This is a genomic window from Polaromonas sp. P1_H6 (assembly GCF_056405195.1).
Genome location: NZ_JBFUCN010000003.1, coordinates 18,721 through 44,877 on the forward strand (window position 1 = coordinate 18,721; position 26,157 = coordinate 44,877).

24 protein-coding genes are annotated in these 26,157 nt (G+C 64.2%); 12 read left to right on the plus strand and 12 right to left on the minus strand.

Annotation, left to right across the window (positions count from 1 at the left end; all coding sequences use genetic code 11):
• Positions 1 to 5: 5 nt before the first annotated feature.
• The 7 genes from AC1D1F_RS03740 to AC1D1F_RS03770 all read left to right on the plus strand — a co-directional run bounded on the left by AC1D1F_RS03740 (position 6) and on the right by AC1D1F_RS03770 (position 7,799).
• Positions 6 to 1,955 carry an MFS transporter gene (locus AC1D1F_RS03740; RefSeq protein ID WP_477678472.1) on the plus strand — a complete coding sequence of 650 codons (1,950 nt, stop codon included), beginning with the start codon at positions 6 to 8 and terminating at the stop codon, positions 1,953 to 1,955.
• Between the two features lie 123 nt (positions 1,956 to 2,078).
• Positions 2,079 to 2,543 (plus strand): YiaA/YiaB family inner membrane protein, encoded by a 465-nt coding sequence (locus AC1D1F_RS03745; protein ID WP_477653852.1) that lies wholly within the window; start codon positions 2,079 to 2,081, stop codon positions 2,541 to 2,543.
• Positions 2,544 to 2,571: 28 nt separating this feature from the next.
• Positions 2,572 to 3,030 (plus strand): hypothetical protein, encoded by a 459-nt coding sequence (locus AC1D1F_RS03750; protein ID WP_477696753.1) that lies wholly within the window; start codon positions 2,572 to 2,574, stop codon positions 3,028 to 3,030.
• A gap of 13 nt (positions 3,031 to 3,043) precedes the next feature.
• Positions 3,044 to 3,856, plus strand: a complete 813-nt coding sequence (locus tag AC1D1F_RS03755; protein WP_477675531.1) for a DUF2145 domain-containing protein — start codon at positions 3,044 to 3,046, stop codon at positions 3,854 to 3,856.
• Positions 3,857 to 3,893: 37 nt separating this feature from the next.
• The gene (locus tag AC1D1F_RS03760) at positions 3,894 to 4,922 is read left to right on the plus strand and encodes a serine endopeptidase (RefSeq protein WP_477675532.1); all 1,029 of its coding nucleotides are present in this window, start codon (positions 3,894 to 3,896) and stop codon (positions 4,920 to 4,922) included.
• 40 nt (positions 4,923 to 4,962) lie between these two features.
• Positions 4,963 to 6,291, plus strand: coding sequence for a hypothetical protein (locus AC1D1F_RS03765; RefSeq protein WP_477675533.1), 1,329 nt, complete (start codon positions 4,963 to 4,965; stop codon positions 6,289 to 6,291).
• Between the two features lie 92 nt (positions 6,292 to 6,383).
• Positions 6,384 to 7,799: an FAD-binding oxidoreductase gene (locus AC1D1F_RS03770; protein WP_477675534.1), complete on the plus strand. Its 1,416-nt coding sequence runs from the start codon at positions 6,384 to 6,386 to the stop codon at positions 7,797 to 7,799.
• A 13-nt stretch (positions 7,800 to 7,812) separates the two neighbouring features.
• On the opposite strand, the gene AC1D1F_RS03775 is transcribed toward AC1D1F_RS03770, so the two are convergent.
• The gene (locus AC1D1F_RS03775; protein WP_477675535.1) at positions 7,813 to 8,817 is read right to left on the minus strand and encodes an aldo/keto reductase; all 1,005 of its coding nucleotides are present in this window, start codon (positions 8,815 to 8,817) and stop codon (positions 7,813 to 7,815) included.
• 227 nt (positions 8,818 to 9,044) lie between these two features.
• Here AC1D1F_RS03775 and AC1D1F_RS03780 point away from each other — a divergent pair, with 227 nt between their 5' ends.
• Complete coding sequence (locus AC1D1F_RS03780) at positions 9,045 to 9,518, plus strand: hypothetical protein (RefSeq protein ID WP_477675536.1); 474 nt, start codon at positions 9,045 to 9,047, stop codon at positions 9,516 to 9,518.
• Positions 9,519 to 9,530: 12 nt separating this feature from the next.
• Here the strand turns inward: AC1D1F_RS03780 and AC1D1F_RS03785 are convergent, their stop codons facing one another.
• Genes AC1D1F_RS03785 through queA form a run of 6 tightly spaced genes read right to left on the minus strand, consistent with a single transcriptional unit; the run spans position 9,531 to position 16,146 of the window.
• The gene (locus AC1D1F_RS03785) at positions 9,531 to 10,319 is read right to left on the minus strand and encodes a C40 family peptidase (RefSeq protein WP_477675537.1); all 789 of its coding nucleotides are present in this window, start codon (positions 10,317 to 10,319) and stop codon (positions 9,531 to 9,533) included.
• Between the two features lie 44 nt (positions 10,320 to 10,363).
• Positions 10,364 to 12,127 carry an ArnT family glycosyltransferase gene (locus AC1D1F_RS03790; RefSeq protein WP_477675538.1) on the minus strand — a complete coding sequence of 588 codons (1,764 nt, stop codon included), beginning with the start codon at positions 12,125 to 12,127 and terminating at the stop codon, positions 10,364 to 10,366.
• Complete coding sequence (locus tag AC1D1F_RS03795) at positions 12,114 to 12,647, minus strand: GtrA family protein (RefSeq protein WP_477675539.1); 534 nt, start codon at positions 12,645 to 12,647, stop codon at positions 12,114 to 12,116. The genes AC1D1F_RS03790 and AC1D1F_RS03795 overlap by 14 nt, the downstream gene beginning before the upstream one ends.
• Positions 12,648 to 12,660: 13 nt before the next feature.
• A complete protein-coding gene (locus tag AC1D1F_RS03800; protein WP_477675540.1) occupies positions 12,661 to 13,899 on the minus strand; it encodes a glycosyltransferase family 9 protein in 1,239 nt (412 codons plus the stop codon).
• Entirely contained in the window at positions 13,899 to 15,062 is a 1,164-nt protein-coding gene (tgt, locus tag AC1D1F_RS03805; protein ID WP_477675541.1) for a tRNA guanosine(34) transglycosylase Tgt, read from the minus strand. Before tgt ends, AC1D1F_RS03800 begins: the two co-directional genes overlap by 1 nt.
• A gap of 22 nt (positions 15,063 to 15,084) precedes the next feature.
• Positions 15,085 to 16,146 carry a tRNA preQ1(34) S-adenosylmethionine ribosyltransferase-isomerase QueA gene (queA, locus tag AC1D1F_RS03810; RefSeq protein WP_477675542.1) on the minus strand — a complete coding sequence of 354 codons (1,062 nt, stop codon included), beginning with the start codon at positions 16,144 to 16,146 and terminating at the stop codon, positions 15,085 to 15,087.
• 256 nt (positions 16,147 to 16,402) lie between these two features.
• Between queA and recG the strand changes: the two genes are divergently transcribed.
• The 4 genes from recG (at position 16,403) to ubiA (ending at position 21,089) form a co-directional block, all read left to right on the plus strand.
• Positions 16,403 to 18,553 carry an ATP-dependent DNA helicase RecG gene (recG, locus tag AC1D1F_RS03815; RefSeq protein WP_477675543.1) on the plus strand — a complete coding sequence of 717 codons (2,151 nt, stop codon included), beginning with the start codon at positions 16,403 to 16,405 and terminating at the stop codon, positions 18,551 to 18,553.
• A gap of 57 nt (positions 18,554 to 18,610) precedes the next feature.
• Positions 18,611 to 19,609, plus strand: coding sequence for a hydrogen peroxide-inducible genes activator (locus tag AC1D1F_RS03820; RefSeq protein WP_477653838.1), 999 nt, complete (start codon positions 18,611 to 18,613; stop codon positions 19,607 to 19,609).
• A gap of 91 nt (positions 19,610 to 19,700) precedes the next feature.
• Positions 19,701 to 20,213 (plus strand): Dps family protein, encoded by a 513-nt coding sequence (locus tag AC1D1F_RS03825; RefSeq protein WP_477653837.1) that lies wholly within the window; start codon positions 19,701 to 19,703, stop codon positions 20,211 to 20,213.
• Positions 20,214 to 21,089 (plus strand): 4-hydroxybenzoate octaprenyltransferase, encoded by an 876-nt coding sequence (ubiA, locus tag AC1D1F_RS03830; RefSeq protein WP_477675544.1) that lies wholly within the window; start codon positions 20,214 to 20,216, stop codon positions 21,087 to 21,089.
• 71 nt (positions 21,090 to 21,160) lie between these two features.
• On the opposite strand, the gene AC1D1F_RS03835 is transcribed toward ubiA, so the two are convergent.
• From AC1D1F_RS03835 to AC1D1F_RS03855, 5 genes are all read right to left on the minus strand, one after another.
• Positions 21,161 to 21,379, minus strand: a complete 219-nt coding sequence (locus tag AC1D1F_RS03835) for a hypothetical protein (RefSeq protein WP_477675545.1) — start codon at positions 21,377 to 21,379, stop codon at positions 21,161 to 21,163.
• A 143-nt stretch (positions 21,380 to 21,522) separates the two neighbouring features.
• The gene (proC, locus tag AC1D1F_RS03840) at positions 21,523 to 22,359 is read right to left on the minus strand and encodes a pyrroline-5-carboxylate reductase (RefSeq protein WP_477675546.1); all 837 of its coding nucleotides are present in this window, start codon (positions 22,357 to 22,359) and stop codon (positions 21,523 to 21,525) included.
• A 6-nt stretch (positions 22,360 to 22,365) separates the two neighbouring features.
• A complete protein-coding gene (locus AC1D1F_RS03845) occupies positions 22,366 to 23,541 on the minus strand; it encodes an esterase-like activity of phytase family protein (protein WP_477696751.1) in 1,176 nt (391 codons plus the stop codon).
• Between the two features lie 63 nt (positions 23,542 to 23,604).
• Complete coding sequence (gene glpK / locus AC1D1F_RS03850; protein WP_477700657.1) at positions 23,605 to 25,098, minus strand: glycerol kinase GlpK; 1,494 nt, start codon at positions 25,096 to 25,098, stop codon at positions 23,605 to 23,607.
• 39 nt (positions 25,099 to 25,137) lie between these two features.
• Positions 25,138 to 25,905: a DeoR/GlpR family DNA-binding transcription regulator gene (locus AC1D1F_RS03855; protein ID WP_477696749.1), complete on the minus strand. Its 768-nt coding sequence runs from the start codon at positions 25,903 to 25,905 to the stop codon at positions 25,138 to 25,140.
• Positions 25,906 to 26,157 lie beyond the last annotated feature (252 nt).

Consider the following 26,157-nt stretch of genomic DNA (forward strand, 5'->3'; position numbering starts at 1 on the left):
CAAGCATGAGTGTTGATAGCGCCGCACCGGTGTCGCCACCGCCTGTCCAGGGGCACCCGAACCAGTTCGCGCTGCTTAAGCAGCGCCGCTTCGCGCCCTTTTTCTGGACGCAGTTCTCCGGTGCGGCCAATGACAACCTCTTCAAGTTCGCCTTCACCGTGATGGTGACCTACCAGCTCAGCGTGAGCTGGCTGCAGCCCGCGATGGCCGGGTTGGTGATCGGTGCGCTGTTCATCCTGCCGTTTTTGCTGTTTTCGGCCACCAGCGGCCAGCTCACCGACAAGTTCGAAAAAACGCGCGTCATCCGTTTCGTCAAGAACCTCGAAGTGGTCATCATGCTGATCGCGGCCGTCGGCTTCATGAGCGACAACGCCAACGTCCAGGTGCCGGTGCTGCTGGGCTGCACCTTCCTGATGGGGCTGCATTCCACGATCTTCGGACCGGTCAAGTTCGCCTACCTGCCGCAGGCCCTCAACGAGCGCGAGCTGACGGGCGGCAACGGCATGGTCGAGATGGGCACCTTTGTGGCCATCCTGCTGGGCCAGGTTGTGGGCGGGCTGATGGTGGCCGTGCCGCAGGTCGGGCCCGACTATGTGGCGATGGCCTGTGTGGGCCTGGCCCTGGTGGGCCGGCTGGTCTCGCAGTTCATTCCGCTCACGCCGGCGACCGACCCGGACCTCAAGATCAACTGGAACCCGGTCACCGAAACCTGGCGCAACCTCAAGCTCGCCAACGGCAATCTGGTGGTGTTTCGCTCCATGCTGGGCATCAGCTGGATGTGGTTTTTCGGCGCCGTGTTTTTGAGCCAGTTCCCGAGTTTTGCCAAGGAAGTGCTGCACGGCAACGAACAGGTGGCATCCCTGCTGCTGGTCGTGTTCTCCATCGGCATCGCCACCGGCTCGCTGCTCTGCGAGGTGCTCAGCAAGCGCCACGTTGAAATCGGCCTGGTGCCGGTGGGCGCCATCGGCATGAGCGTGTTCGCGGTGGACCTGTATTTCGCTTCGCGCGGCCTGCCCGCCGTGGCCATCATGAGCGTGGGCGAATTCATGTCGCAGCATGCGCATTGGCGCGTGATGATAGACCTCGCGTTGCTGAGCCTGTTCGCGGGCCTGTACAGCGTGCCCATGTATGCGCTGATCCAGCTGCGCAGCCAGCCCACGCACCGGGCCCGCATCATCGCGGCCAACAATATTCTCAACGCGCTGTTCATGATCGTCAGCGCCATCCTGGCCGGCGGCTTGCTCAAAGCCGGCTTCAGCATTCCGCAGATATTCCTCTTCGTTGGCCTGGCCAATGCGGTGGTGGCTTTCTACATCTTCATGCTGGTGCCCGAGTACCTGCTGCGCTTCATCGCGCTCATCGCCTCGCGCCTGGTTTACCGCTTCAAGATCACCGGCGACGACAATATCCCGGCGCAGGGCGCGGCCGTGCTGACCTGCAACCACGTGAGTTTTGTCGACCCAGTGCTGCTGATGGCCGCCAGCCCGCGCCCCATCTATTTCGTGATGGACCACCGCATCTTCAAAATGCCGGTGCTCGGCTGGCTGTTCCGCCTGGCCAAGGCCATCCCGATCGCACCGCGCACCGAAGACCCGGCGCTGTACGAAGCGGCCTTCGAGGCGGCCGCCAAAGTTCTGCGCGACGGCGACCTGCTGGCGATCTTCCCCGAAGGCGGCATCACCAAAAACGGCGAACTCCAGGCCTTCAAGGGCGGCATCATGAAGATCCTGGAAAACGCCGAGCGCGACGGGCTGCAGGTGCCGGTCGTGCCCATGGCGCTGACCAATCTCTGGGGATCGTTTTTCAGCCGCGTTGAAAGCGGGACCGCGATGGCCAAGCCTTTTCGCCGCGGACTGTTCAACCGGGTGGGGCTGAACACTGGCCCGGCGCTGGCGCCGGCTGAGGTGCAGCCCGAGATTTTGCGCGCCCGTGTCGCGGCGCTGCTTGAGGCCTGAGAACCCCGAAGGGTATCGAAATTCGATGCTTTTCGGTCATTTAAGGGAAACTGTATCGCTATCTGCAAGCTTTTCCGGTAAGGCGGCGCACATTAGGGCCTCCTCAACACCGGAAAGGTTTTTATGCAGACACTGATACACCGTGACTCCAAGCCCTGGCAATTACAGGTCTGGGCATCTTTCCTGATCGCCGTTTTCCTCTGCGCCGTGGGCCTGTCGTGGCTGCCCGGCAAGGACCTGGACCGCGCCTTCATGGTCATGGGTTATTTCTTCTGCCTGTCGGCCGCCTTTGTGCTGGCCAAGTATGTGCGTGACCAGGAGCAAAGCAGGGCCGAAGGCAAGCTGGCCGACACGCCTATGTTCAAGCTGGTGGTGTGGGGCGGCTTCTTCCTGGCCATGTCGCTGACCGGCTGGGGCCTGTGGCGCATGGAGATCAACGAGACCTACAAGGCCTTCCTGGGCGTGAGCTGGCTTTACCTGATCACCTGCAGCTTCACGCTGGCCAAGACCCTGCGCGACCGCCATGAGGCCGACCTCAGCGAAGCCCGCCTGGGCCGTGCCGCCCGCAGCCACGCGGCCAACGAATAAACACAACACCCCGAAACAAGGAGTCATCATGAAAAATCGATTGGCCACATATTTGGTCGCCGCCAGCCTTACCCTGGTGGGAAGCGCCGCCTCGTTCAGCGCACAGGCGCAATCCGAGGCCTCGGCCCTGAGCGCCGTGTCGGCCCTGCCGGTGGCCTCCGTTGTGGTCGGCGCCAGCGCCGCCGCAGGCGCCGTGGTGGCCATCCCGGTCGTGTTGTCCACGGCGGGCACGGTGCTGGTGGTCAAGGCCGTGGAAAGCACGGCTCGCGGAACCCTGTACGTGCTGGAGCGCGCTTCCGACGGCGCGCGTGCCAGCATCGAGGTGGTGGGCAGGGGTGTGGCGGGCGTATCCATGGTGGCCGGGACGGTGGTGGTGGTCAGCGTGGTGGGTGCGGGTGTGGTGCTGTCGGCAGCGGGGGAGGCGATCGCCTTTATTCCCAATGCGTTGGGCAGAGCCTTGTTGCACAACGAACGCCTGACGCAGTAAACGGCGCCACACCATGAAAATCTTCAAATCTCTTTTGCCCTTGTTGCTTGCGGCTGCCGTCCTCGGCGCGGCGCCGGCCGCCCATGCCGGGCGTTCCTGCGAAGCCCGCAAGACCACGCCCCAGACCGTCGAGCGCGCCATGGTGCTGGCAGAAAAAACCCTGGCCTCGCTCAACGCCAGCGGTGAAAAAGTCGTGCTGCTGGCGCGGGCCGGGCAAGACCTTAGCAAATACGGCGTGCGCTATTCGCACCTTGGATTGGCCTACCAGTTGCCCGACGGGCAGGGCGGCATGACCTGGCGCGTGGTGCACAAGCTCAATACCTGCGGCACCAGCGACTCGGCGGTTTACCGCCAGGGGCTGGGCGAGTTCTTCCTTGACGATTTGTGGCGCTTCGAGGCGGCTTGGGTCGCGCCTTCGCCGCAGGTCCAGGCGCAACTGCTGGCCTTGCTGCAGGACCCGGCGCGGCTCACAACCATGCATCACAAGCCCTACAGCATCGTGAGTTACGCCTGGGGCCGCAAATACCAGCAATCCAACCAGTGGGCGATTGAAACCATGGCCGCCGCCGCGGAGCCTGGCGTGACGACACGCGAGAAAGCGCAAGCCTGGCTGCAGTTCAAGGGCTATGAGCCCACGGCGCTCAAGCTGGGGCCCTTGACCCGGCTGGGCGGCCGCATGACCGCGGCGAACGTCGCGTTTGACGACCATCCCAACGACAAGCGCTTTTCCGACCGCATTGAAACCGTCACGGTGGATTCGGTCTTTGACTGGCTGCAACGGGCACGCATGACGGATGGCAAGCCCGTGACGGTCGTCAAGCTGTGACCCGCGCGCCCGTCATCCCCATGAAACGGAGATAAGCATGGCCAATACTTTGCGATTGACGGAAAAATGGATGCACCGTGGCCTCTGGGTGGTGGCCTTTGTGTTCGCCGGCTTCCTGGTCGGGCTGGGCGGCACCGTGGTGGGCGACCTGCCCAAGGTCGAGAAGCAGCTCTCGCTTGACGACTACATGGATGCGAACGCCAGAACCGCGCTGCGCAACGCCATCAAGGCCGCCGAGCGCGCCGGGCAGGATGCGCAGACCGCGCTCGAGCAGGCCCAGCTCAAGCGCCGGATGGCGCAGGCTGACTCGGCTGCGGCACGCGAGACCTTTAACAACTGGCTGTCCACCCGCCACGCCACGCAGCTGGCCGACCAGGACCCGGAACTGCTGTCGCGCACGCGGGCGCTGGATGTGCTCAAAGACCGTGAACGCGCGGCCGGCGTCGCCGTTGAAGCCCAGCAGCAGGCCGCGCTCGATGCGCGCCAGGGCGCGGCCCGCGAGCGCCGCAAGCTCAGGGAGATGGAGGATGCCGCGCAAGTGCTGCTCAGCGCGGAATACCGGCGCGTGGAACTGCGCGTCTTCCTGTACCGCCTGGCCCTGACGCTTCCGCTGCTGGTGGCGGCCGGCTGGCTGTTCGCGAAAAAACGCAAGGGAACGTACTGGCCTTTTGTCTGGGGCTTTATTTTCTTCGCGGTGTTCGCCTTCTTCGTCGAGCTGGTGCCTTACCTGCCAAGCTATGGCGGCTATGTGCGCTACATCGTGGGCATTGCCGTCACGGCGCTGGTGGGCCGGCAGGCCATCATCGCGCTGAACCGCTACCTCGAAAAGCAGAAACTCACCGAGCAACTGCCAGACGCGCAGCGCCGCGAGGAGCTGAGCTACGACACAGCGCTCACGCGCCTGTCAAAAAGCGTGTGCCCCGGCTGCGAGCGGGCTGTGGACCTGAAAAATCCGGAGATCGATTTTTGTCCGCACTGCGGTATCAGCCTGTTCGACCGTTGTGCGACGTGCTCCACGCGCAAGAGCGCCTTCGCCAGGTTCTGCCACGCTTGCGGTGCCAATTAAGAGCTTGTCCGTAATTTGAAACCGAAACCACCTGCCACCTATGAATTCATTACAACGTTACAGCTTGACCGCACTGTGTTTCTTGATGATGTCTTCGGTGCATGCCGATGTGAGCGTGGCGTTGGAGGTCAACAGCCACGTCGAGGCGGAAAAGGGCAGTAAAAACACACCTGCCGATAGCCATGCTGTTTTGAATGTGACGCTGGCTGAAAACTACTTTGTGGTGAATTCAGCCCAACAAACCAGCGTTTACGACTTTGACAAGCGCCGGCGGGTGGTAATCGATCACCTCACAAAAACAAGAGTGGAATACTCGCTTTATGACACGGTGGGTTTTCGTGTGCTTGAGCTTCGCAATCGTATTTCGATAGACAAAGTCCTAGCCGCGGCGAAGATCGATCAACAGGCCAAGGGCCCGGTCGACAACGAACATGCCTTGTCGATACAAGACAAATCATCGCCTGCCCTGCAAGTCACCACGAAGGGGGACGAAGAAGTGTTTTCCAGTTCGTCTGGTGTTTTGTTTCGCCGGAGTTTGCGGGGCAGTTCCGTATCACCCAAAGAGGCGATCATGTTTGCCCAGTTCATGCGTTATGTCTATGGAGGCCACCCGCAGATTCTGGCGGCCTTGGCTAAAAATCAGACGATCGCCTCGCAGTTCGAGTTGGTGACACGCCAGGCGGGTGTCAGTACCCACCGCTTTGTGGTGAAGTCGGTTCAGCCGCTTCATGAAAAGCCCCTGGACCTCATGGCCTTTCCTCTGCGCCCTGTCTCTGCTTCGACGGATCCTGTCGATCGGGTACTGGACCAGGCCGCGCTCATGACCAACGCAGAGTGCGTGCTTGCCAGGCAGCGCAGCAAAACGGAATTGGTAGCCGCTTGGCGTGAAGCTCGCTTGCTGGACGCTTACCTGGGCAGCATCGAGTGGGCTTTGATGACCGGAGAGGGAATTGCGCCGCTCACGCCCGAGCAAAAGGCGCTGCTGTCATCGGACCCTGCGGTCAAGAAGTTGGGTGAGGCTTTGTCTCACAAAACGAAGGAAAGCCTGCCCAGCGCGATCAAAGTATTTCAGGAACTCCAGTTGGCAGCGCCTGCAAAGGCCCATGTCCTCAAAATTTTTGAAGCCAATCATCGCGCCATGCTGGGTGACCCGGTTGCCAGGCAGCTCTTTTTGGAGGTGCTCACGATCAACCCCTGTATCGCCGGCGTTTACAAAGATTTAGGAGACAGTTTGATTGGCAGCTTCGACATGCCGCGCGCATGGCGCAGCTGGGACCTGGGCCGGCAGATGGCGCCTCAGTTTCCTACCTTTGGTGCAGTCAACGAATTCGAGCGCTCACTTGTGGCTCATCAAACAGATTTTTTCTAAGTTTAAAAATCAAACCTTGTTGGGATATGTCCCTCCACCCGCGTTCCTCACGCATGGAGCGTCGTTATTTTTTATTCTCGGATATGTTCTAAATGCGCTTTGATCCATCACGCAGGAGGGCGCTATCGGCTATTGCCGGCGGCGCGGCGCTGGCGCAACTGAATGCCGAGGCAAAGTGTCCGGCCGATCCGCTGAGTGTGTGCAATGTCACCCACCTCAGCTCGGTGAAGACGGCTGGAATCGCGGAAATCCGGGGGACCGATGACGTCCGGCAGGCCTTGAAGAAATGGCAAGGCCAGGTGAGCGTTGGTGGCGGCAGGTTCAGCATGGGGGGACAGACCGCCATTCACGGCGGCTTGCAGCTGGATATGCGCGCGATGAACGGCGTGGTGAAAATCGACCCCGCCAAACGAATCGCCAGGGTCCAGGCTGGGATGCGGTGGCGTGATTTGCAAACAATCATCGACCCACAGGGACTGGCGGTCCAGACCATGCAGAGCTACGCCAGTTTCACGGTGGGAGGCTCGGTGTCGGTGAACTGCCATGGGCGTTATGTGGGGCACGGGTCTGTCAGCCGTTCCGTCCGGGCCTTGCAGATCGTCTTGCCTGACGGCGAGGTGATTGAGGCCAGCAGACAAACTCATTCAGAACTTTTTCATGCCGCCCTGGGCGGGTACGGGGGAGTCGGGGTCATCACGGAAGTTGAGCTCAATCTCGACGAAAACTTCCGGATAGAAAGATCGACGAGCCGCGTTCCCATTGAGGACTATCCGGACTGGTTTCGCGAAAAAGTCCAGTCCAACCCGAATGCGCTATTGCACAACGCCGATTTATTCCCGGACCGGTTTGACCATCCGCATTGCGTCACATGGTCACGGACCGACAAGCCCTTGACCGTCGCTGAGAGGTTGACGCCGCCGGGCCGCCCCTACACCAAAGAGAAACTTTTCTTCTGGGCCATGACGGAGTTGCCTGGCGGGGCGTCGCTTCGTGAAAAAGCCGCTTCCATCGAGGACAAGCCGGCCGTGGTGTGGCGCAACTACGAGGCCAGCCTTGATGTTGCACAGCTTGAGCCCGCAAGCCGGGATTTTTCAAGCTATGTTTTGCAGGAGTGCTTTGTCCCGGAGCGCCACTTCGCAAGCTTCGCGCGAAAGATGTCCAGCCTGTTGCAATCGACCCCCACGGGCGCGGTGAATGTCTCAATACGCCACTCCCCGGCCGACCGCGCGGTGTTGATGGCTTGGGCCAGGCAGGATGTGTTTTCCTTCGTGATTTACTATAAACAGGGCGTGTCGTTCCATGCGCAGCAACATGCCGGGCAATGGACCCGTTCAATGATCGACATGGCACTGTCGCATGAAGGCAGCTACTACCTGCCGTACCAGCTGCATGCGACACAGGAACAATTTCTTCGTGCTTACCCGCAGGCACCCATGTTCAACGCGCTGCGGCAACAGATTGGAGCATCGCGGTTCACGAATACCTTATGGTCGCAGTACCGGATCTGAGGCCAATGCCGGCTCAGGGCAGCGCGCGGCCGAAGAAGGGGTAACCTGGGTCGTTGTAGCCGTGGCTGGATGCATGGCCGGGTACCACCAGCTCGTTGACAAAGGCTTCGTCGCCCTTGTCCAGCACCAGGTCTACCGCGCCGTACACGTCTTCCAGATGCGGTAGCGTGCGCGGCCCGACGATGACGGAGCTGACCAGCGGGTTGGCCAGTACCCAGGCCGCGGCGAACTGGCCGGGGACCTGGCCTTTGGCTTCGCAGCGCGCCTTGATCTTTTGCGCGATCACCAGGGATTCTTCGCGGAACTCGGTCTCCAGGATGCGCTTGTCGCCGCTGCCGGCGCGCGTGCCTTCGGCCGGCGGCTGGCCGGGTGGATATTTTCCGGTGAGCACGCCGCGCGCCAAGGGGCTGTAAGGCACCACGCCCAGGCCGTAGTGGCCACAGGCCGGCAGAATCTCGACTTCCGGGCCGCGATTGAGCAGGTTGTAATAAGGCTGGCACACGGTGGGTTGCGGCACACCCAGTTCCTTGCACAGCCGCACCACCTCGGCAATGCGCCAGCCGCGGAAGTTGGACAGCCCGAAGCTGCGCAGCTTGCCCGCGCGTATCAAGTCGCCCAGTGCGCGCACCGCCTCCTCGAGGTTTTCCTCGTGGTAGTCGCGGTGCAGGTAGAGGATGTCCAGGTAATCGGTCTGCAGCCGCGCCAGGATGGCGTCGGTCTGCTGGATCAGCCAGCGGCGTGAGTAGTGGCTTTCGTTGATGTTCTCGCTGACCGCGTTGCCCAGTTTGCTGGCCAGCACCCAGTGCTGCCGCTGGCCGGCCAGCAGCTGGCCTACGTCTTTCTCGGACTGGCCCTGGTTGTAGACGTCGGCCGTGTCGATGAAGTTGATCCCGTGCTCGCGGGCCGATGCCACGATGCGCGCCGCGTCCTCAAGCGGCGTCTGCTTGCCGAACATCATGGTGCCCAGGCACAGGACGGAGACTTTGAGGTTGCTGTTTCCGAGGCGGCGGTATTGCATGGTCTTTACGGCAGAAAAGTGGTGGATGGCTTGATGGTGCCTGAGCCTGGATCTTTACGCTGTGCGTCGGCTATTACGCGGGCGGCTGGTATCGGGAATTTCGGTGAAGTATCTGATTTTGATGCTTTTCGTATCTATTGAATGATCTTGTATCTTTTAATGCAACCTTTTGGACCGGCCGCCACACACTGCGGCCACAAGCATGTGCTTGGGCCTTCGGGTTATGTATGAAGATTGATTCCTCCCTGTTTTCCCTGTCACGCCTGACGCGCCGCACGGCTCTGGCCGCCGCGGTGCTGGGCGCTACGGCCCTGACGGGCTGCTATGTTGTGCCGGTCCAACCCGGCCATCCGCCGGTCACTTCCACGGTGTACGTCACGCCGGCCATCCCGGCCAGCACCACCTTCGCGGCGCGGCTCTATCCGTCGAATGATGCCGCCCAAGCCTACGGCATGGTGGGCGCGGTGGTGACCAACGACATGAACGGGCGCGGGACCTTCACCACCAATATCAACGGTGAGAGTTTTAATGGGGAAGCCACACGCATTGCGGGTTCATCCGTGCGCGAAGGCGTGGCCAATGGATCCGGCAGCCGCGGCAACTACATCAGCTGCCGCTACCAGATGAACTCGTCCACCATGGGCACTGGGCAGTGCAAGCTGTCCAACGGCGCGCAGTTCACCATGCACGTGGGCGGTTAACCGCCTAGGGGCTTACCGCTCCAGCTGCTCCGCAGCCACCACCTGCGGAGCAGCCTTAAGGTGGCCCACATAGCGCAGCGGCTTGTGAATCATGATGGAGGGCACGTCGCCCTCCCGCATGTGCAGCAGGTCGCCGGGGTTGATCAGGCGCGGGTCGGCGTCGGTGAGCGGCAGGCCCGCGCTGCGGTAGGCCTCCAGGATGAACTGTGAGCAGAAGAACTGGTCGTTGCGCCCCAGGCCCAACTGCACGGCCGCGATGCCGCGTATGCAGAAGTCGCGCACCATGGACGGCACCAGCGGCAGCTCGCACATGCGCCGCTCCAGAGCGAACGGGGCCTGCAGCATCACACCGACGTAGTTGTATTTCTTGCCTTCGTGGCTGGCCACAAAGGTGTTGATCTTGACGGCCTGCCCGGCCGTGAGGTCGGGGTGGCGAAAAGCCACCACCGTCGCTTCGTCTTGCAGCAGGGCATCCACGCTGCGAATGCGTATGCCCGATCCCACGGCTTCCGCAATCTGCCGGTTGCCCATGTAGACCGCCGCGTGGCTCACGGGTGAGAGCGTGATCAGGCGGATGCCGACGGAGTTCAGGCCGTTTTCGGCTGTCAGGATAATGTCGCCCGGCTGCAGTGCGTCGGCGGCGACCAGCTCCCCGCCATTGCCGGGGTTGAGCGCCATGTTCTGGAAACCCAGCGTGGGTGCGCCGCTGGTTTCATGCGGCTTGATGGCCGTGGCGCAACCGCCCAGCGCCAGCATGGCCACCAGGGCCCACGCCCCTGCAAGTCTCTGGAATCGGGGCATGGGTGTTTCCTCGGTGAAGTTTTGCAAGGGTGGATCGGGAGTGATCAAGGCGCGGCGCGTTCGACCAGGTACTCTTTGGCGTACCAGAAGGTTTCGGGCGACTTGAAGGCGCCCAGCGTACCTTCTTTTTCGTCCTGGCGCGAACGCAGGTCCCAGCGCTCGTCGATGACGCGGCACTGCTCGCAGGGTTTTTGCCCGGCGCGGCGCTGTACCAGCGCGTAGCGGGTGTTCTTGAAGAGCGCGTCGACGTCCTGGTAGTCCACAGGCTGCGCGGCGAAGTAGGGGACAATTTTGGCGCCGGGGATGATGAACTCGTAGCGCTCGAAATGCCCGTTGAAATTGCTGGGCACCGACAGGGCCTGGCCCTTGAGCAGTGCGCTGGTCTCCGCACGGAAGTGGCCCATGTCGCCGTTGAACGGCGCGGTGACCCAGGCCAGCGCGAACAGCACCGCAAAACTGCTGAGCGCGGCGACGGGGCGGGTCCAGCCGGGCTTGAACATGCCCGCGACGCAGGCGGCGGCCAGCACGCCCAGGAAGAGCCAGTACAGCGGTGAGAACAGCCACGCGTCCTGCGTGGCGCGCACGCCGCCGTAGCCGATCAGGCCCATGGCCAGCGCGCCTATGAGGCAGATCGCCAGGGTCAGGCTGAACCAGATGCGCGCAATGCGGTCCCAGTACAACGCAATCAGCACCGCCAGCGCCGGCATGGCGGGAATCAGGTAGCGCGTGGAACGCTGCGTGGGCACCATGAACACCAGCGCGAAGGCCAGCAGCCAGATCCACAGGGCTTTTTCGGTGTCGCTGATGGTTTGCCCGGTGCCTTTGCGCTGGCGCCAGGCTTTCCAGGCGGCCCAGGTGCAGCCGACCGCGACGGGCAACAGGAACAGCGCGTTGGAGTAGTAGCCCGTCAGGATGGTCAGGATGCCGCTGCTGCCGCTGAAGGCGATGGCGAAGTAGCCTTTTGACGAATTCATCTTGCCGGCGTTCTCGCCGACGACGAACTCGCGCCAGACTTCGCCCGGCTGCGGGTCGAGGGCAAACCACAGGCCGAAAATCGCCAGTGCCAGCAAGCAGATGGCGACCACCTTCACGCCGTCGACCACGATGCCGCGCCGGAAAACATCCCACGGCGCCTTGCGCGCACCCAGAAGCTGGTAGCACAGCGCCAGCGCGAAGCCGACCGGCACCACCATGACAAAAGACTTGTAAAGGCAGCCGATGCCGATGGCGATGCCCGCCAGCAGCGGAAACGCCCAGCGCGAGGCCAGCAGTTTTGCCGGCGACCAGGCAACCGCGAACAACACGCCGAACAGCCAGAAGGTTTCCGGCGCGCTGGTCAGGTAGGGCCGGCCGTAGCGGTAGGTGCTGAAGAAAGACAGGTAGACGATGGCAGCGATGGCGCCCATGGCCAACGCGTGGCGGCGGCGGTCGGCCGGTGCGGTTTCGCCCTGGACGATCTTCCAGGCCAGCAGCGCCGTCATCAGGGTGATGGCCCAGGTGTAGGCAATGCTGGGCAGGCGCAGGTTGAGCAGCGTCCAGTGCTCGCCCCAGCCGCCGGCCACCATGGCCTGCCAGAACAGCACGGGCGGCTTGGTGTTGCGCATGAAGTCGTAGGAACTGACCAGCGGCAGCCATTTGCCGGTGTCCGCCGTCAGCCGCGCGATGTGCGCGTAGACCAGCTCGTCGCCGTTGCGCGGGATGTGGTCGCCGCCCAGGCCGAACAGGTAACCCAGGGCGACCAGGACGGCCAGCCCTATCCAGATACGGTGGGCGGGAAGGCGTGTTTTCAGGGGCTCAGGGCTTGTCATGGACATCGTTGGGAGGTGGGTGCGCGGCGGCATCGGCCTCGATTTTGGCGCGGCGGCGGCGGAAAGTCATGCGGTCGTTGGCCACAAAATTGCAGACGCTGGACAGCACGATGGCCAGCACATTGGCCAGCAGGTAGTGCATGTGCAGGGCCAGCCACTTGGTCAGCAGCGACTGCAGCACGATGGCCAGGCCGGCGGCCATCACGTACTTGGAAAACAGGAACAGCGCCGAGTGGTGGACTTCGTGCTTGCGGTCGCGCCAGGTCAGGCGCCGGTTCCAGTAGAAGTTGCTGATGGTGGCGACGGTGATCGCCAGCGCGATGGAGTAGTTGAGCCGGTCATGGAAGTCCGCGATCCCGCTGAACAAAAACTCCTGCGCGAGGTACAGCACCGCGACGTTGACCACCGTTCCGCTGGCGCCCACCACGCCGAACTTGATGAAGCGCCAGCGCACCATGGGCTGCAGGCGCTCGGGCAGGCGCCGGATCACGGCCTCGGCAAAGGATCGAAGTGTGGGCATCAGGGGGTGTGGGTCAGGGGGCTGCCAGGCACTCGCGCGCCTTGGCCAATACGGTGTCGGGTGCGATGACTTTGAGGCACTGGTTGTCGCCGTCGCAATAGGACGAGCGGTGGTTGTAGGCGGTCAGGCAGGGCGAGCAGGGCCACTGGCTGTAGAAGGAGTGGCACCGCGGCGTGAGCGGCGCGTACAGGCCGGGGGTTTCGGGGCCGAAAAGCATCAGCGTCCAGATCGGCGTGAGCGCCGCGAACTGCCCCGGCCCGCCGTCGTTGGTGACCAGCAGGCGCGCGACATGGAACAGTGCCAGCAATTCGGAAATCGAGCGTGTGTAGCCGGTCAGGTCAATCACGGCGCTGGTCGGGCTGGCCGGGAAGGCGGCCTGCACATTGGCCACCAGCTGCCGCGCCAGCGCCTGGTCGTCCTTGAGGCCGATCACGGCCACGGCGCTGCCGTCGGCCACCAGGCCCTGGCACAGCGCGGTATAGGAATCCAGCGGCCAGGCGCGTATCGGCAAAATGCCGCCGCCCGGGTAGACCAGCACCAGCGGCTTGCCGGCAATCGCGGGAAAGTCCTGCGCGAGGCGGGCCTGGATGCCTGGCACCAGCGCCGGCTCCAGCCGCACGTGCGGCGGCGGCTTGGCGGTTGCGGATGCCAGGTTGGCCGGCAGTTTGGACTTGGGCACGGCGGTCGAATCAATTGCGCGCGCCAGCGTCAGGAACTGCGCGCTGATGTGGTGATAGGGGTTGTAGGGCACGGGCCGGTTGATGTGCGAGCCGCGGTACAGGCCTTCCTGCGTGTGGCGGTGAAAGCCCACGCGGATGCGCGCGCCGCTGGCATACGAGAGCAGGCTGCTGATGCGCGAGAACAGCTCGCAGTCGATCGCCACGTCGACGCGCGCGCGGCGCAGCTCGCCGATCGCCTTCCACAGGCTGGACAGCAGGCCACCCAGCGACTTGTCGTCCACCGTGTGCACGTTGGCCGGGTCCACCACCTGCATGAGGTCCAGGATTTCCCGGTTCTTGCCGAACAGCAGCGCATGCAGCGGCGCATCGGGGTAGCGCTGCTTGAGGCGCGCGAACATCTCGTGGGCCAGCACCAGGCTGCCCATTTCCGACAGCAGGATCACGACAATCGCGCGCGGCGCGGTGTCGGAATCCTTGCGAAAGCGCCGCGCCACGGCGTCTACGGCCGAAACCGCCGCGCACAGCGGAATGCCGGCCCAGCGGTCTATCCAGCGTTGCAGGTTGATGTTCATCAGACGCCTCGTTGCCGGTCGGCGCGGAACTGCGCGCTGAACTCGCCGAAGCGGCCGGCGTCCAGCGCATCACGCACTTCCTGCATCAGGTTCAGGTAGTAGTGCAGGTTGTGGATGCTCGACAGCATGGGGCCCAGCATTTCGCCGCAGCGGTCCAGGTGGTGCATATAGGCGCGCGAGAAGTTTTTGCAGGTGTAGCAGCCGCAGGTCGCGTCCACCGGCTGGTCTTCGGTCTTGTAGCGCGCGTTGCGGATCTTCAAATCGCCGAAGCGCGTGAACATGTGGCCGTTGCGTGCATTGCGTGTGGGCATCACGCAGTCGAACATGTCGACGCCGGCGGCCACGCCCTCGACCAGGTCCTCGGGCGTGCCCACACCCATCAGGTAGCGCGGCTTGTGCGCGGGCAGGCGGTGCGGCGTGTGGGCCATGATGCGCTGCATCTCTTCCTTGGGCTCACCCACGCTCACGCCGCCTATGGCGTAGCCGGGCAGGTTCAGTTCGACCAGGGCTTCCAGCGATTCCTGGCGCAGGTTTTCAAACATGCCGCCCTGCACGATGCCGAACAGGGCGTTCGGGTTCTCCAGCTTGTTGAACTCGGCGATGCAGCGGCTGGCCCAGCGCAGGCTCAGTTCCATGGAGCTGCGCGCTTCGCTTTCGGTGGTGATGTGGCCCTTGGTGTCGTAAGGCGTGCATTCGTCGAACTGCATCACGATGTCGCTGTTGAGCACCGTCTGGATCTGCATGGAGATCTCGGGCGTCAGGAACAGCTTGTCGCCGTTGACCGGCGAGGCGAACTTCACGCCCTCTTCCGAAATCTTGCGCATCTCGCCCAGCGACCAGACCTGGAAGCCGCCGCTGTCGGTCAGGATGGGCTTGCTCCAGCTTTCAAACTTGTGCAGGCCGCCGAACTGCTGCATCACGTCCAGGCCGGGCCGCATCCAGAGGTGGAAGGTGTTGCCCAGGATGATTTGCGCGCCCATGTCGTGCAGCGACTGCGGCATCACGCCCTTGACCGTGCCATAGGTGCCGACCGGCATGAAGATGGGGGTTTGCACCACGCCGTGATTCAGCGTCAGCTTGCCGCGGCGGGCGTAGGAGCCGAGGTAGGCGCCGGCCTTGTCGTCCGGGCTGGTGTCGGTCTTCAGAACTTCAAATTCGAGCATCGTGCGATTGTCGCAGGTGTAATTAAGGCTGTGCCGGAGGGGTTTTACGCTCCAGCAGCATGGCGTCGCCATAGCTGAAAAAGCGGTAACGCTCGGCGATTGCATGGCGGTACAGCGCCATGATGTGCTCGTAGCCCGAAAACGCACTGACCAGCATCATCAGCGTGCTTTTGGGCAGGTGGAAGTTGGTCAGCAGCATGTCGACCACGGCGAACTCAAAGCCCGGCGTGATGAAGATGTTGGTGTCATTGCACTCGGGGCCGAATCTGGCGTGGGACTCCAGCGCGCGGACCGTCGTCGTGCCCACGGCCACCACGCGGCCGCCGCGCGCCTTGCAGGCGGCGATGGCCTCCCGCGTCGCCTGGGGCACTTCAAAACGCTCAAAGTGCATGGTGTGGTCGGCGATGTTTTCGGCCTTGACGGGCTGGAAGGTGCCCGCGCCCACGTGCAGGGTCACGCTGGCGCGCCGGACGCCGCGCGCCTCCAGTTCAGCCAGCACGGCCTCGTCAAAATGCAGCGCGGCCGTGGGCGCCGCCACGGCGCCGGGGTTTTTGGCGAACACCGTCTGGTAGCGCTGCTCATCGTCGGCGGAATCCGTATGGGTGATGTAAGGCGGCAGCGGCACGTGGCCGTGCTGGGCCATCAGGGCGTAAGGGTCGCTGCTCAGGCGAAAGCGGTACAGCGGCCCGCTTTCTTCAGGCCAGCGGCCGAGCAAGGTGGCAGTAAAGCCGCCGTCCATTTGCAGCACCGCGCCCGGCAGGGGCTTTTTGCTGACCTTCATGTGGGCGGCGACCTCGTGGCCTACATCAGCATGCGGCGACAGCACCCGCTCAATCAGCAACTCCAGCTTGCCGCCGCTGGCCTTCTGGCCGAAGAGCCGGGCCTTGACGACCTTGGTGTCGTTGAAGACCAGCAGGTCGCCCGGCTGCAGCAGGCCGGGGAACTCGGTGAAACGCCGGTCCACCGGCGGGTCTTCCCGGCCGTCGAGCAGGCGCGAGGCGCTGCGCTGGGCGGCGGGGTGTTGGGCTATGAGTTCTTCGGGCAGCGTGAAATCAAAATCGCTGAGGCTGAAATGCGTTTTCATAAACCTAGAAACCGTAGTTGGATGCGCCCGAGTGTGCTGCCCGCGCGGTGCCAGGCAAGGCGCGACAACGCTGTGGGCTGTTGCCCACAAGGCGGAGCAACGCCGCATGGTGGCGTGCGGGTGGCGCAATCGGGTGCATAGCGTTGTTATGCACAAGCTGAGTGCCAGCGAAGGGAGGGGCGACGGTATTCAAACGGATTCTGAGAGGTTGGCAAGCGGTCAACTGCGGCTTCTAGGTTGACGGCACAATTGTCCCATGTCGCCACCTGGTGCTCCCGCCCGAAAAACCGCCCCGCCAGAGGCCGCGGCCGGGGAGCAGGCCGCGCCCCAGCCTCGGGCTGAAAAAGCCCCGGCCAAATCGCCGGCCCAGAAAGCCCTCGAAAAGCTGGGCCTGCGCCGCGACATTGACCTGGCCCTTCACCTGCCCCTGCGTTATGAGGACGAAACCCGCATCGTGCGCCTGGCAGACGCCCGCGACGGCGACCTGGTGCAGATCGAGGGCGTGGTGACACACAGCGATATCGCATTCCGCCCGCGCCGGCAACTCAGGGTGACGGTGGACGACGGCAGCGACAACTGCGTGCTGCGCTTCATCAATTTCTACCCGGCCCACCAGAAAACGCTGAGCGTGGGCGCGCGCGTGCGCGTGCGCGGCGAGATGCGTGGCGGTTTTGTCGGTCGCGAGATGATCCACCCCAGTTTCAGGCTGGCCGAAGGCGAGCTGCCGGGCGCGTTGACACCGGTTTACCCTACGGTGGCCGGCCTGCCCCAGAACTATTTGCGCAAGGCGGTGCTCAGCGGACTGTTCCGCGCCGACCTGCGTGAGACCCTTCCTGAGGAGGTGCTGGGCAAAAGCCTGCCGCAACCCCTGTGGAGCCTGCGCGAGGCGCTGCAGTTCCTGCACCACCCGACGCCCGACGTGTCGCTGGCCACGCTGGAAGACCGCAGCCACCCGGCCTGGCAGCGCCTGAAAGCCGAGGAACTGCTGGCCCAGCAGCTGTCGCAGCTGCAGGCCAGGCGCATACGCGCGGCCATGCGCGCCCCGGCGCTCACGGGCCCTGCCGTGCGCGGGCCGCAATGCACGCTGGAGGAGCAGTTGCTGGAGCGCCTGCCCTTCCGGCTCACCGCCGCCCAGCAGCGCGTGTGCGGCGAAATCGAAGCGGACCTGAAGAAAAACCTCCCCATGCACCGCCTGCTGCAGGGCGATGTGGGCGCCGGCAAGACCGTGGTGGCGGCGCTGGCCGCGGCCCGCTGCATAGACGCGGGCTGGCAGTGCGCGCTGATGGCGCCCACCGAAATCCTGGCCGAGCAGCACTTCCGTAAGTTGATCGGCTGGCTGGAACCTATGGGCATCAAGACCGCCTGGCTGACCGGCAGCCAGAAGGCCAAGGAGCGGCGCGAGATGCTGGCCATGATCGAAAGCGGTGACGCGGGCCTGGTGGTGGGCACGCACGCCGTGATCCAGGACAAGGTCAAGTTCAAAAACCTGGCCCTGGCCATCATCGACGAGCAGCACCGCTTCGGCGTGGCGCAGCGCCTGGCCCTGCGCAGCAAGATGACCGAAGGCGGCGAAGAGCCACATATGCTCATGATGACCGCCACGCCGATTCCGCGCACCCTGGCCATGAGCTATTACGCCGACCTCGACGTCTCCACCATCGACGAGGTGCCGCCAGGCCGCACGCCCATCGTGACCAAGGTGGTCAGCGACGCGCGGCGCGACGAGGTGATCACGCGCATACGCGGCCAGCTGGCCGAAGGGCGGCAGATCTACTGGGTCTGCCCGCTGATCGAGGAAAGTGAATCCATAGACCTGGTCAACGCGACCCAGACCCATGAAGCCTTGAGCGCGGCCCTGCCCGGCGTGATGGTGGGCCTGCTGCATTCGCGCATGCCGCTGGCTGAAAAGAAGGCCGTGATGGCCTTGTTCACCAGCGGAGTGATGGGCGTGCTCGTCAGCACCACGGTCATTGAGGTTGGCGTGGACGTGCCCAATGCCTCGCTGATGGTGATCGAACACGCCGAGCGCTTCGGCCTGAGCCAGCTGCACCAGCTGCGCGGCCGGGTTGGGCGCGGGGCGGCGGCTTCGGCCTGCGTGTTGCTGTACTCCACGGGCGATGCGCCCCGGCTCGGCGAGATGGCGCGCGAGCGCCTCAAGGCCATGGCGCAAACCAATGACGGCTTCGAGATCGCCCGGCGCGACCTCGAAATCCGCGGGCCGGGCGAGTTCCTGGGGGCGCGGCAGTCGGGCGCGCCCCTGCTGCGTTTTGCCGACCTGGCGACGGACACCGAGCTGCTGGCCTGGGCGCGCGGCCTGGCGCCCACCATGCTGGACCGGCATGCGGAGCTCGCGCACCGGCATATCCTGCGCTGGCTGGGCGGCAAAGCCGAGTACCTGAAGGCTTGAGAGGGCCTGAGCGCCATTGCGTGGCACGGCGATTGAGAAAAGCAGCACAATAAGCCCATGACGCTGACCGAACTCAAATACATCGTCGCCGTGGCCCGGGAAAAGCACTTTGGCAAGGGCGCCGATGCCTGCCACGTTTCGCAGCCCACGCTCAGCGTGGCCATCAAGAAGCTCGAAGAAGAGCTGCAGGTCAAGCTCTTCGAGCGCAATGCCAATGAAATCACCGTCACGCCGCTGGGCGAGGAGATCGTGCGCCAGGCCCAGAGTGTGCTCGAGCAGGCCGACAACATCCGCGAAATCGCCAAGCGCGGCAAGGACCCGCTGGCCGGCCCGCTGCGCCTGGGGGTCATTTACACGATAGGCCCCTATCTGCTGCCAGACCTGGTGCGCCAGGCCATCGCGAAGACGCCGCAGATGCCGCTGATGCTGCAGGAAAACTTCACCGTCAAGCTGCTCGAAGAGTTGCGCACCGGCGAAATCGACTGCGCCATCCTGGCCGAGCCCTTCCCCGACGCCAACCTGGCGATCGCGCCGCTTTATGACGAGCCTTTCATGGCGGCCGTGCCCAGCGCCCATCCACTGGCCGCGCGCAAGGGCGTGACCGCCGAAGAGCTCAAAAAAGAAACCATGCTGCTACTGGGCACCGGCCACTGCTTTCGCGACCACGTGCTCGAGGTCTGCCCCGAGTTCGCGCGCTTTTCCAGCAGCGCCGAGGGCATCAGCAAAAGCTTTGAGGGCTCATCGCTGGAGACCATCAAACACATGGTGGCGGCCGGCATGGGCATTACGCTGGTGCCCCGCTTGGGCGTGCCCAAGGAAGCGCTGGCCGAGCAGGCCGCCGCCAAAAAGGCGGTGAAGGGAAAAACCGCCCCAGCCCGCGGCAAGGTGGCGGCAGAGCAACCTTCATTCATCAAATACCTGCCCTTCGACGGCGATGTGCCCAGCCGGCGCGTGGTGCTGGCCTGGCGGCGCAGCTTCACGCGCTATGAAGCCATCGCCGCGCTGCGCAACGCCATCTACGCCTGCGAACTGCCCGGCGTCATCCGCCTGTCTTGAATCCCGGCTATGACGGGTATTGACGGCGGCTGTTGCGGCCGTCGTCCCGATTTCGTTAAAGTTATCCCTGAATTTAAAAAAAGGAAACACCATGGCCAAGCCATCCGCCAAAGCTGCCGGAAAATCCGCGCCTTCCATCAACATCGGCATCAGTGAAAAAGACCGCGCGGCGATCGCCAAGGGCCTGAGTCGCCTGCTGGCCGACACCTACACGCTTTACCTGACCACCCACAACTTCCACTGGAACGTGACGGGCCCCATGTTCAACACGCTGCACCTGATGTTCATGACGCAGTACACCGAACTCTGGGCCGCGGTCGACCCGGTGGCAGAGCGCATCCGCTCGCTGGGCCATCCCGCGCCGGGCTCTTATGCCCAATTCAGCAAGCTGGCCTCGATTCCCGACGTGCCGGTGGTGCCGCCCAAGGCGCTGGAAATGGTGCGCATCCTGGTGCAAGGCCATGAAGCCGTGGCACGCACCGCACGCGAACTGTTCCCGCTGGCCGACAAGGCCAGCGATGAGCCGACGGCCGATTTGCTGACGCAGCGCCTGACGGTGCATGAGCAGACGGCATGGATGCTGCGTTCCCTGCTCGAAGAGTAAATGCCCTCCGGCTTGTTGAAGCAAAAACTCGATCTCTACCTGCAACTGATCCGCTGGAACCGCCCGGCGGGCTGGTTGTTATTGCTGTGGCCCACGCTGTCTGCTCTGTGGGTGGCTTCGCACGGCTTTCCGGGCTGGCATCTGGTGGTGGTGTTCACGTTGGGAACCATCCTGATGCGCAGCGCGGGCTGCTGCGTCAATGACGTGGCCGACCGGGACTTTGACCGCCACGTCAAGCGCACGGCGCAGCGGCCGGTCACCAGCGGCGCGGTGTCGGTGCGGGAGGCGCTCACGGTGGGTGCGGTGCTGGCGCTGCTGGCCTTCGGCCTGGTACTGACCACGAATAGCGCCACCATCGCCTGGTCGTTCGCCGCGCTGGCCATCGCGCTGGCCTATCCATTTGCCAAGCGCTATGTGTCCATGCCGCAGGCGGTGCTGGGCGTGGCTTTCAGTTTTGGCATTCCCATGGCTTTTGCCGCCGTGCAGTCACGTGTGCCGTTGCTGGCCTGGGTGCTGCTGCTGGGCAATCTGTTCTGGGTGGTGGCTTATGACACCGAATACGCCATGGTGGACCGCGACGACGACCTCAAGATAGGCATGAAAACCTCGGCCATCACGCTGGGCCGTTTTGATGTGACCGCGGTGATGTTGTGCTACCTGGCTTACCTGGTGATCTGGGCCTGGGCCCTGGCGGGTGCGGTGGGGCAGTCGCCCGTTTATTGGATTGCCATGGCTGCGGCCTTGCTGCAGGCCCTGTGGCATGGCTGGCTGATCCGCAAGCGTGAGCGTGAGGACTGCTTCAAGGCTTTTCGCCTCAATCACTGGCTGGGCTTCGCGGTGTTCGCGGGCATCGTGCTGTCTTACCTGGGCCGCTGACCCGCAAAGTCCGGAAAGCGCCCATAAAAAAGCCCGCTTGAAGCGGGCTTTTTTGCGTCAGCTGAGGCTGATCAGACGGCGGCTTTTTTGGCCTTGGCCTTGCGCTTGGTCTTCTTGGCCTTTGCCTTGGTGGCAGGCGCTGCCTTTTGAGCTGGGGCGGCGGCTGGCGCGGCGGCGGGGGCTGCTGCAGGTGCTGCGGCAGGAGCCTGGGCCGATGCGGACGTGGAAATCACGGCCAGGGGCATGGCGAGGACGGCTGCGCTGATGAGGGTGGACAGAAGTTTGTTCATGTGAAGCTCCGGATGTTGGAAAAGTTGTGAAGCGGATGCCGCCGGGGTGTCCCACAGGGTGGATCAAGACAAGCTGCACGTACGCCCGTGTTCAACGTTTGCCCCGGCCGGGCGGTTGACGCGCCCGCGGGGGCTGTGCGCGCTCAGGCGCCGCCGAATTCGTCGCCCAGTTCGGCGGCACGCTGCCGGGCGGCGTGGATGGCGCGCATGAACTGCATCTTGACGCGGTCCTGCTCCATGGATGTCAGCGCAGCGTAAGTGGTGCCGCCTTTGGAGGTGACCCGCGCGCGCAGCTCCTGGGGGGGCTCGTCCGAGGCCTGCGCCAGCGCGGAGGCGCCCACAAACGTGCCGATCGCGAGCTGGCGCGCCTGCGCGGGCGGCAGGCCCATGTCGGTGCCGGCTTCGATCATGGCCTCGATGAAATAGAACACATAGGCCGGGCCAGAGCCGGACAGCGCGGTGACCGCGTCGAGCTGGGCTTCTTCGGCCAGCCACAGGGTGGCGCCCGTGGGCTTGAGCACTTTTTCAATCGCCAGCCTGTCGGCGCCGGTGGCGGCCTCGCGCGCGAACAGGGCCGTCATGCCCTTGCCGACCAGCGCCGGCGTGTTGGGCATGGCGCGCACCACGCGCTCGGTGCCCAGCCAGTGCGCGATGCTGCCCGAGCGCACGCCGGCCGCCACGCTCAGGTGCAGCGCGGTTTTGGTGTGAAAGCGCGTTTGCAGCGCCGCCTCCTTGAAGACCTGCGGCTTGACGGCCCAGACGACCAGGCCGGCGCCGGCCAGCCAGGCGCCAGGGCCTTCGTGGACCTGCACGCCGAATTGCTGCGTGAGTTTGGCCCGCTGCTCGGCGAAAGGTTCGGCCACCTGGATCTGGCCGGCGGGCAAGCCCTGCTTGATCAGGCCGCCGATGATGGCGCTGGCCATGTTGCCGCCGCCTACGAAGGCGATGTGTTCGGTGTTTGCGCGGGAAGTGGAAGTCATGCGTTGTCAGTCCAAAAATTCAAAGGCCAGCCACTGGCTGATTTGCCGGGAACTGAAATTGTCGTCGCTAATGAAGACTAGGCTGCGGTTTCCGTTGGGCAGCACCGGCCCCCAGGCCATGCCTTCCGTATTGTCCAGGCGCTCCAGCCGGGGACCGTCGCCCGGGCCGATGAAGGCCGAGAAGTCGGCGATCAGTGTTTTGTCCACCGCGCGATAAGCGCCAGCTTGCAGGACGGGCGTTGCCAGCGTGTCGGAACCCTGCCGCGTGTCGATGAGGTACAGGCGCAGTGAGTTACCGGCTTGCGTGCCCCAGCCGGCCATATAAGCGCGCTCCAGCACCAGCATGCGGTCGGCATCGAGCATCAGGATTTCCACCACGCCGTTGTCGGCCTGGGAGGCCGGCGCGACAGGTGCGCGCGGAATGGCGTCGGGCACATACGCAATTTGCCGCAATGCTTTCCCACTGGCAAGGTCAATTTGGGTGAAGCGGCAAGGACCGCCCTTCGCTTTCACCGTGGGTACGGGTCCATCCTGGCGGAAGGCGTTTTCCATGGCGATCCAGGCAGTCTTGTCATCGGGTGTCAGCGCCAGGCCTTCCAGCGCCAGATTGACGCGCGGCCCCCGGATGAGATGAAACTCAAACATGGGCGGCAGCGTAAATTCGCGAACCAGCGTGCCGTCAAGCCGGCTTTCGCGCAGCTCCGGTGCCACGCCTGTCAAGGAATGCCCTTCGCTGGTCCACAGCAAGGTCTGGCTGCCGGGGCGCCAGCGGATCGCCTCCGGGTCGGGAGCCTGGACGCCCCGCAAGGCTGCCGCATACGTGCCGTCATCGGATGGGCGCAGGGGGGTGACGCCCAGCAATTCCGGCTGGCCCAAGCTGTTCATGTCCAGCGCGATGCGTGCGGTGTAAAACCGCGCGGGATTGATGTTGGAAGCATCGTCGCTGACCAGGTAATACAGGCCGCTGGCGGGGTCGTAGTCAATGCCCGAGAGCCCGCCCACCGTGGTGCCCTGGAACTGCAGGCGGTGGGCAAAGCGGGACTCGCCAATCAGGCGCAAGCGTGTGCGGACGGGCTGGGCGGCTGCGGGCCGCGCTGCCCAACCGCCCAGGCCCAGCACGGCGGCCGCACCGGCGCCAAGGACCAATCGGCGCCTGGAGATGGAGGTGGCAGGGAGGCTCATGCCGCCAGTCTAGCGGCCGCGCTTGTGGGGAATGTGACAGCGCCCGCGCTATTCGCCTATTCGCTATTGCAAGACGGTCTGCCGCACCGCCTGCTCCCAGCGTGCCATGAGCTCCGCTGCGCGGTCGGCGCCCAGTGTGGGCAAAAACTTGCGCTCGGCGCGCCACATGCCCGACAGCTCGTCGGTGCTGCCGTAGACGCCGCTGGACAGCCCCGCCAGGTAGGCGGCGCCCAGCGCGGTGGTTTCGATCACGGCCGGGCGTATCACTGGTATGCCCAGCAGGTCGGCCTGGAACTGCATCAGCAGGTCGTTGACGCAGGCGCCGCCGTCCACCCGCAGCTCGGCCACGGGCGCGGCGCCAGCGCTGACCGCGTCCCGGCTCATGGCCTGCAGCAGGGCGGCGCTCTGGTAGGCGATGCTTTCCAGCGCGGCGCGCGCAATGTGGGCCACCGTGGTGCCACGCGTGAGGCCGGTGATGGTGCCGCGCGCATCCGGTTTCCAGTAGGGCGCGCCCAGGCCGGTGAAGGCCGGCACCATCATCACGCCGCCCGAGTCGGGAACGCTTTCAGCCAGCCCCTGCACCTCGGCGCTGCCCTTGATGGCATGCAGGCCATCGCGCAGCCACTGCACCACGGCGCCGCCCACGAACACGCTGCCTTCGATGGCGAACTGGGTTTGCGTGGTCGCCTGCGCTGCGCTGGTGGTCAGCAAGCCGTTGTGCGAAGTCTGGAACTGGCCCCCCGTGTGCATCAGCATGAAGCAGCCCGTGCCATAGGTGTTTTTGGCCATGCCGGCCTTGAAGCAGGCCTGGCCGAAGAGGGCGCTTTGCTGGTCGCCGGCAACACCGCCGATGGCGATGGCATGGCCCAGCAGCTCAGGCCGGACTTCACCGTAATGCGCGCTGGACGGCAGCACGGTGGGCATCAGCGAGGCCGGGATGCCCAGCAAGTCCAGCAGCTCGGCATCCCACTGGTTGGTGTGCACATTGAACAGCATGGTGCGGGAGGCGTTGCTGACGTCGGTGGCGTGCAGCGCGCCGCCGGTGAGTTGCCACATCAGCCAGCTGTCTATGGTGCCGAAGGCCAGTTCGCCGCGCTCGGCCTGCGCGCGCGCGCCGGGCACGTTGTCGAGCAGCCATTTGAGTTTGGTGCCGGAAAAGTAAGCGTCGATCAGTAGGCCGGTCTTGGACTGGATCAGGCTTTCCTTGCCCTGCTCGCGCAGGGCGGCGCAGGTGGCTTCGGCGCGCCTGTCCTGCCAGACGATGGCGTGGTGGACCGGCTGGCCGGTCTTGCGGTTCCAGAGCGCGGTGGTTTCGCGCTGGTTGGTGATGCCCAGCGCGCGGATGTCGGCGGCCTTGATGTTCGCCTTGGCCAGCACCTCGCGCGCCGTGGCCAGCTGGGTGCGCCAGATTTCCGTCAGGTCGTGCTCGACCCAGCCTGGCTTGGGGTAGATCTGGGGCAGCTCCTGCTGCGCCAGGGCCACGATATGGCCGTGTTCGTCGAACACGATGCTGCGGGAGCTGGAGGTTCCCTGGTCAAGGGCGAGGAGATAGGTCATGCGCTGGAGTGTATGAAAACTGCCCGGCCGCGCGGGCGTTCAGGAATGGGCCACCTCGCAGCTGACGTCCGCTTCCTCCAGCAGGGCCGGGAAGGGTTCGGGCGGCGGCGTGTCGGTGAAGAGCCGGTCGATCTGCGAGAGCCTGGCCAGTTCGACCATGGCCGGGCGGTTGAATTTGCTGCTGTCGGCGGCCAGCCAGACCTCGCGGGCGTGCTCGATGATGGTCTGCGCGACCTTGACCTCCCGATAGTCGAAGTCGCGCAGCGAGCCGTCGGGCTCTATGCCCGAAATGCCGATCACGGCGATGTCGACGCGGAACTGGCGCATGAAATCGACCGCCGCCTCGCCCACGATGCCGCGGTCGCGTGCGCGCACCACGCCGCCGGCCACGATGACCTCGCAATCGGTGTTGCCGCAGAGGATGGCCGCCACATTGAGGTTGTTGGTGATGACGCGCAGCCCCTTGTGGCTCAGCAAGGCCTTGGCGATGGCTTCGGTGGTCGTGCCGATGTTGAGGATCAGCGAGCAGTCGTTGGGAATGCGGCGGGCTACGGCCCGGGCGATGCGCGCCTTGCCCTCGGCGTTGAGGCTTTCGCGCTGGCGGTGCGCGATGTTTTCAATCGTGGAGCTGGGCATGCGCACGCCGCCGTGAAAGCGCGTCAGCAAGCCGGCTTCGGACAGGCGCTGCACATCCCGCCTGACGGTCTGCAGGGTCACGTCGAGCTTGTCGGCAAGCTGCTCGACGGAGGCCGAGCCGTGGGCGCGGACCACGTCAAGAAGCTTGATTTGCCTGGGATTGGAGTTCACGCGGATCCGGGTTTGGGATGTCGGGAGTTAAAAGGACTTAAAGGATGACGGAGGAAAGGCCTGAAAGAAACTTTATATCGAAACAAAAGGAAACAGATAAGGGAAAACAATTAGATAAAACAATCACAAAGGAAGAAAAATAGAAAAAAACCGAACTTCACCAAGTTTCGTCCATTTGTTTTGCGAGGAGAGTTTTTCTTGTTGAGCACCTTCAATTCCTTGGCTGTTGTGGCCCCGGCCGCCGCGCGGAGC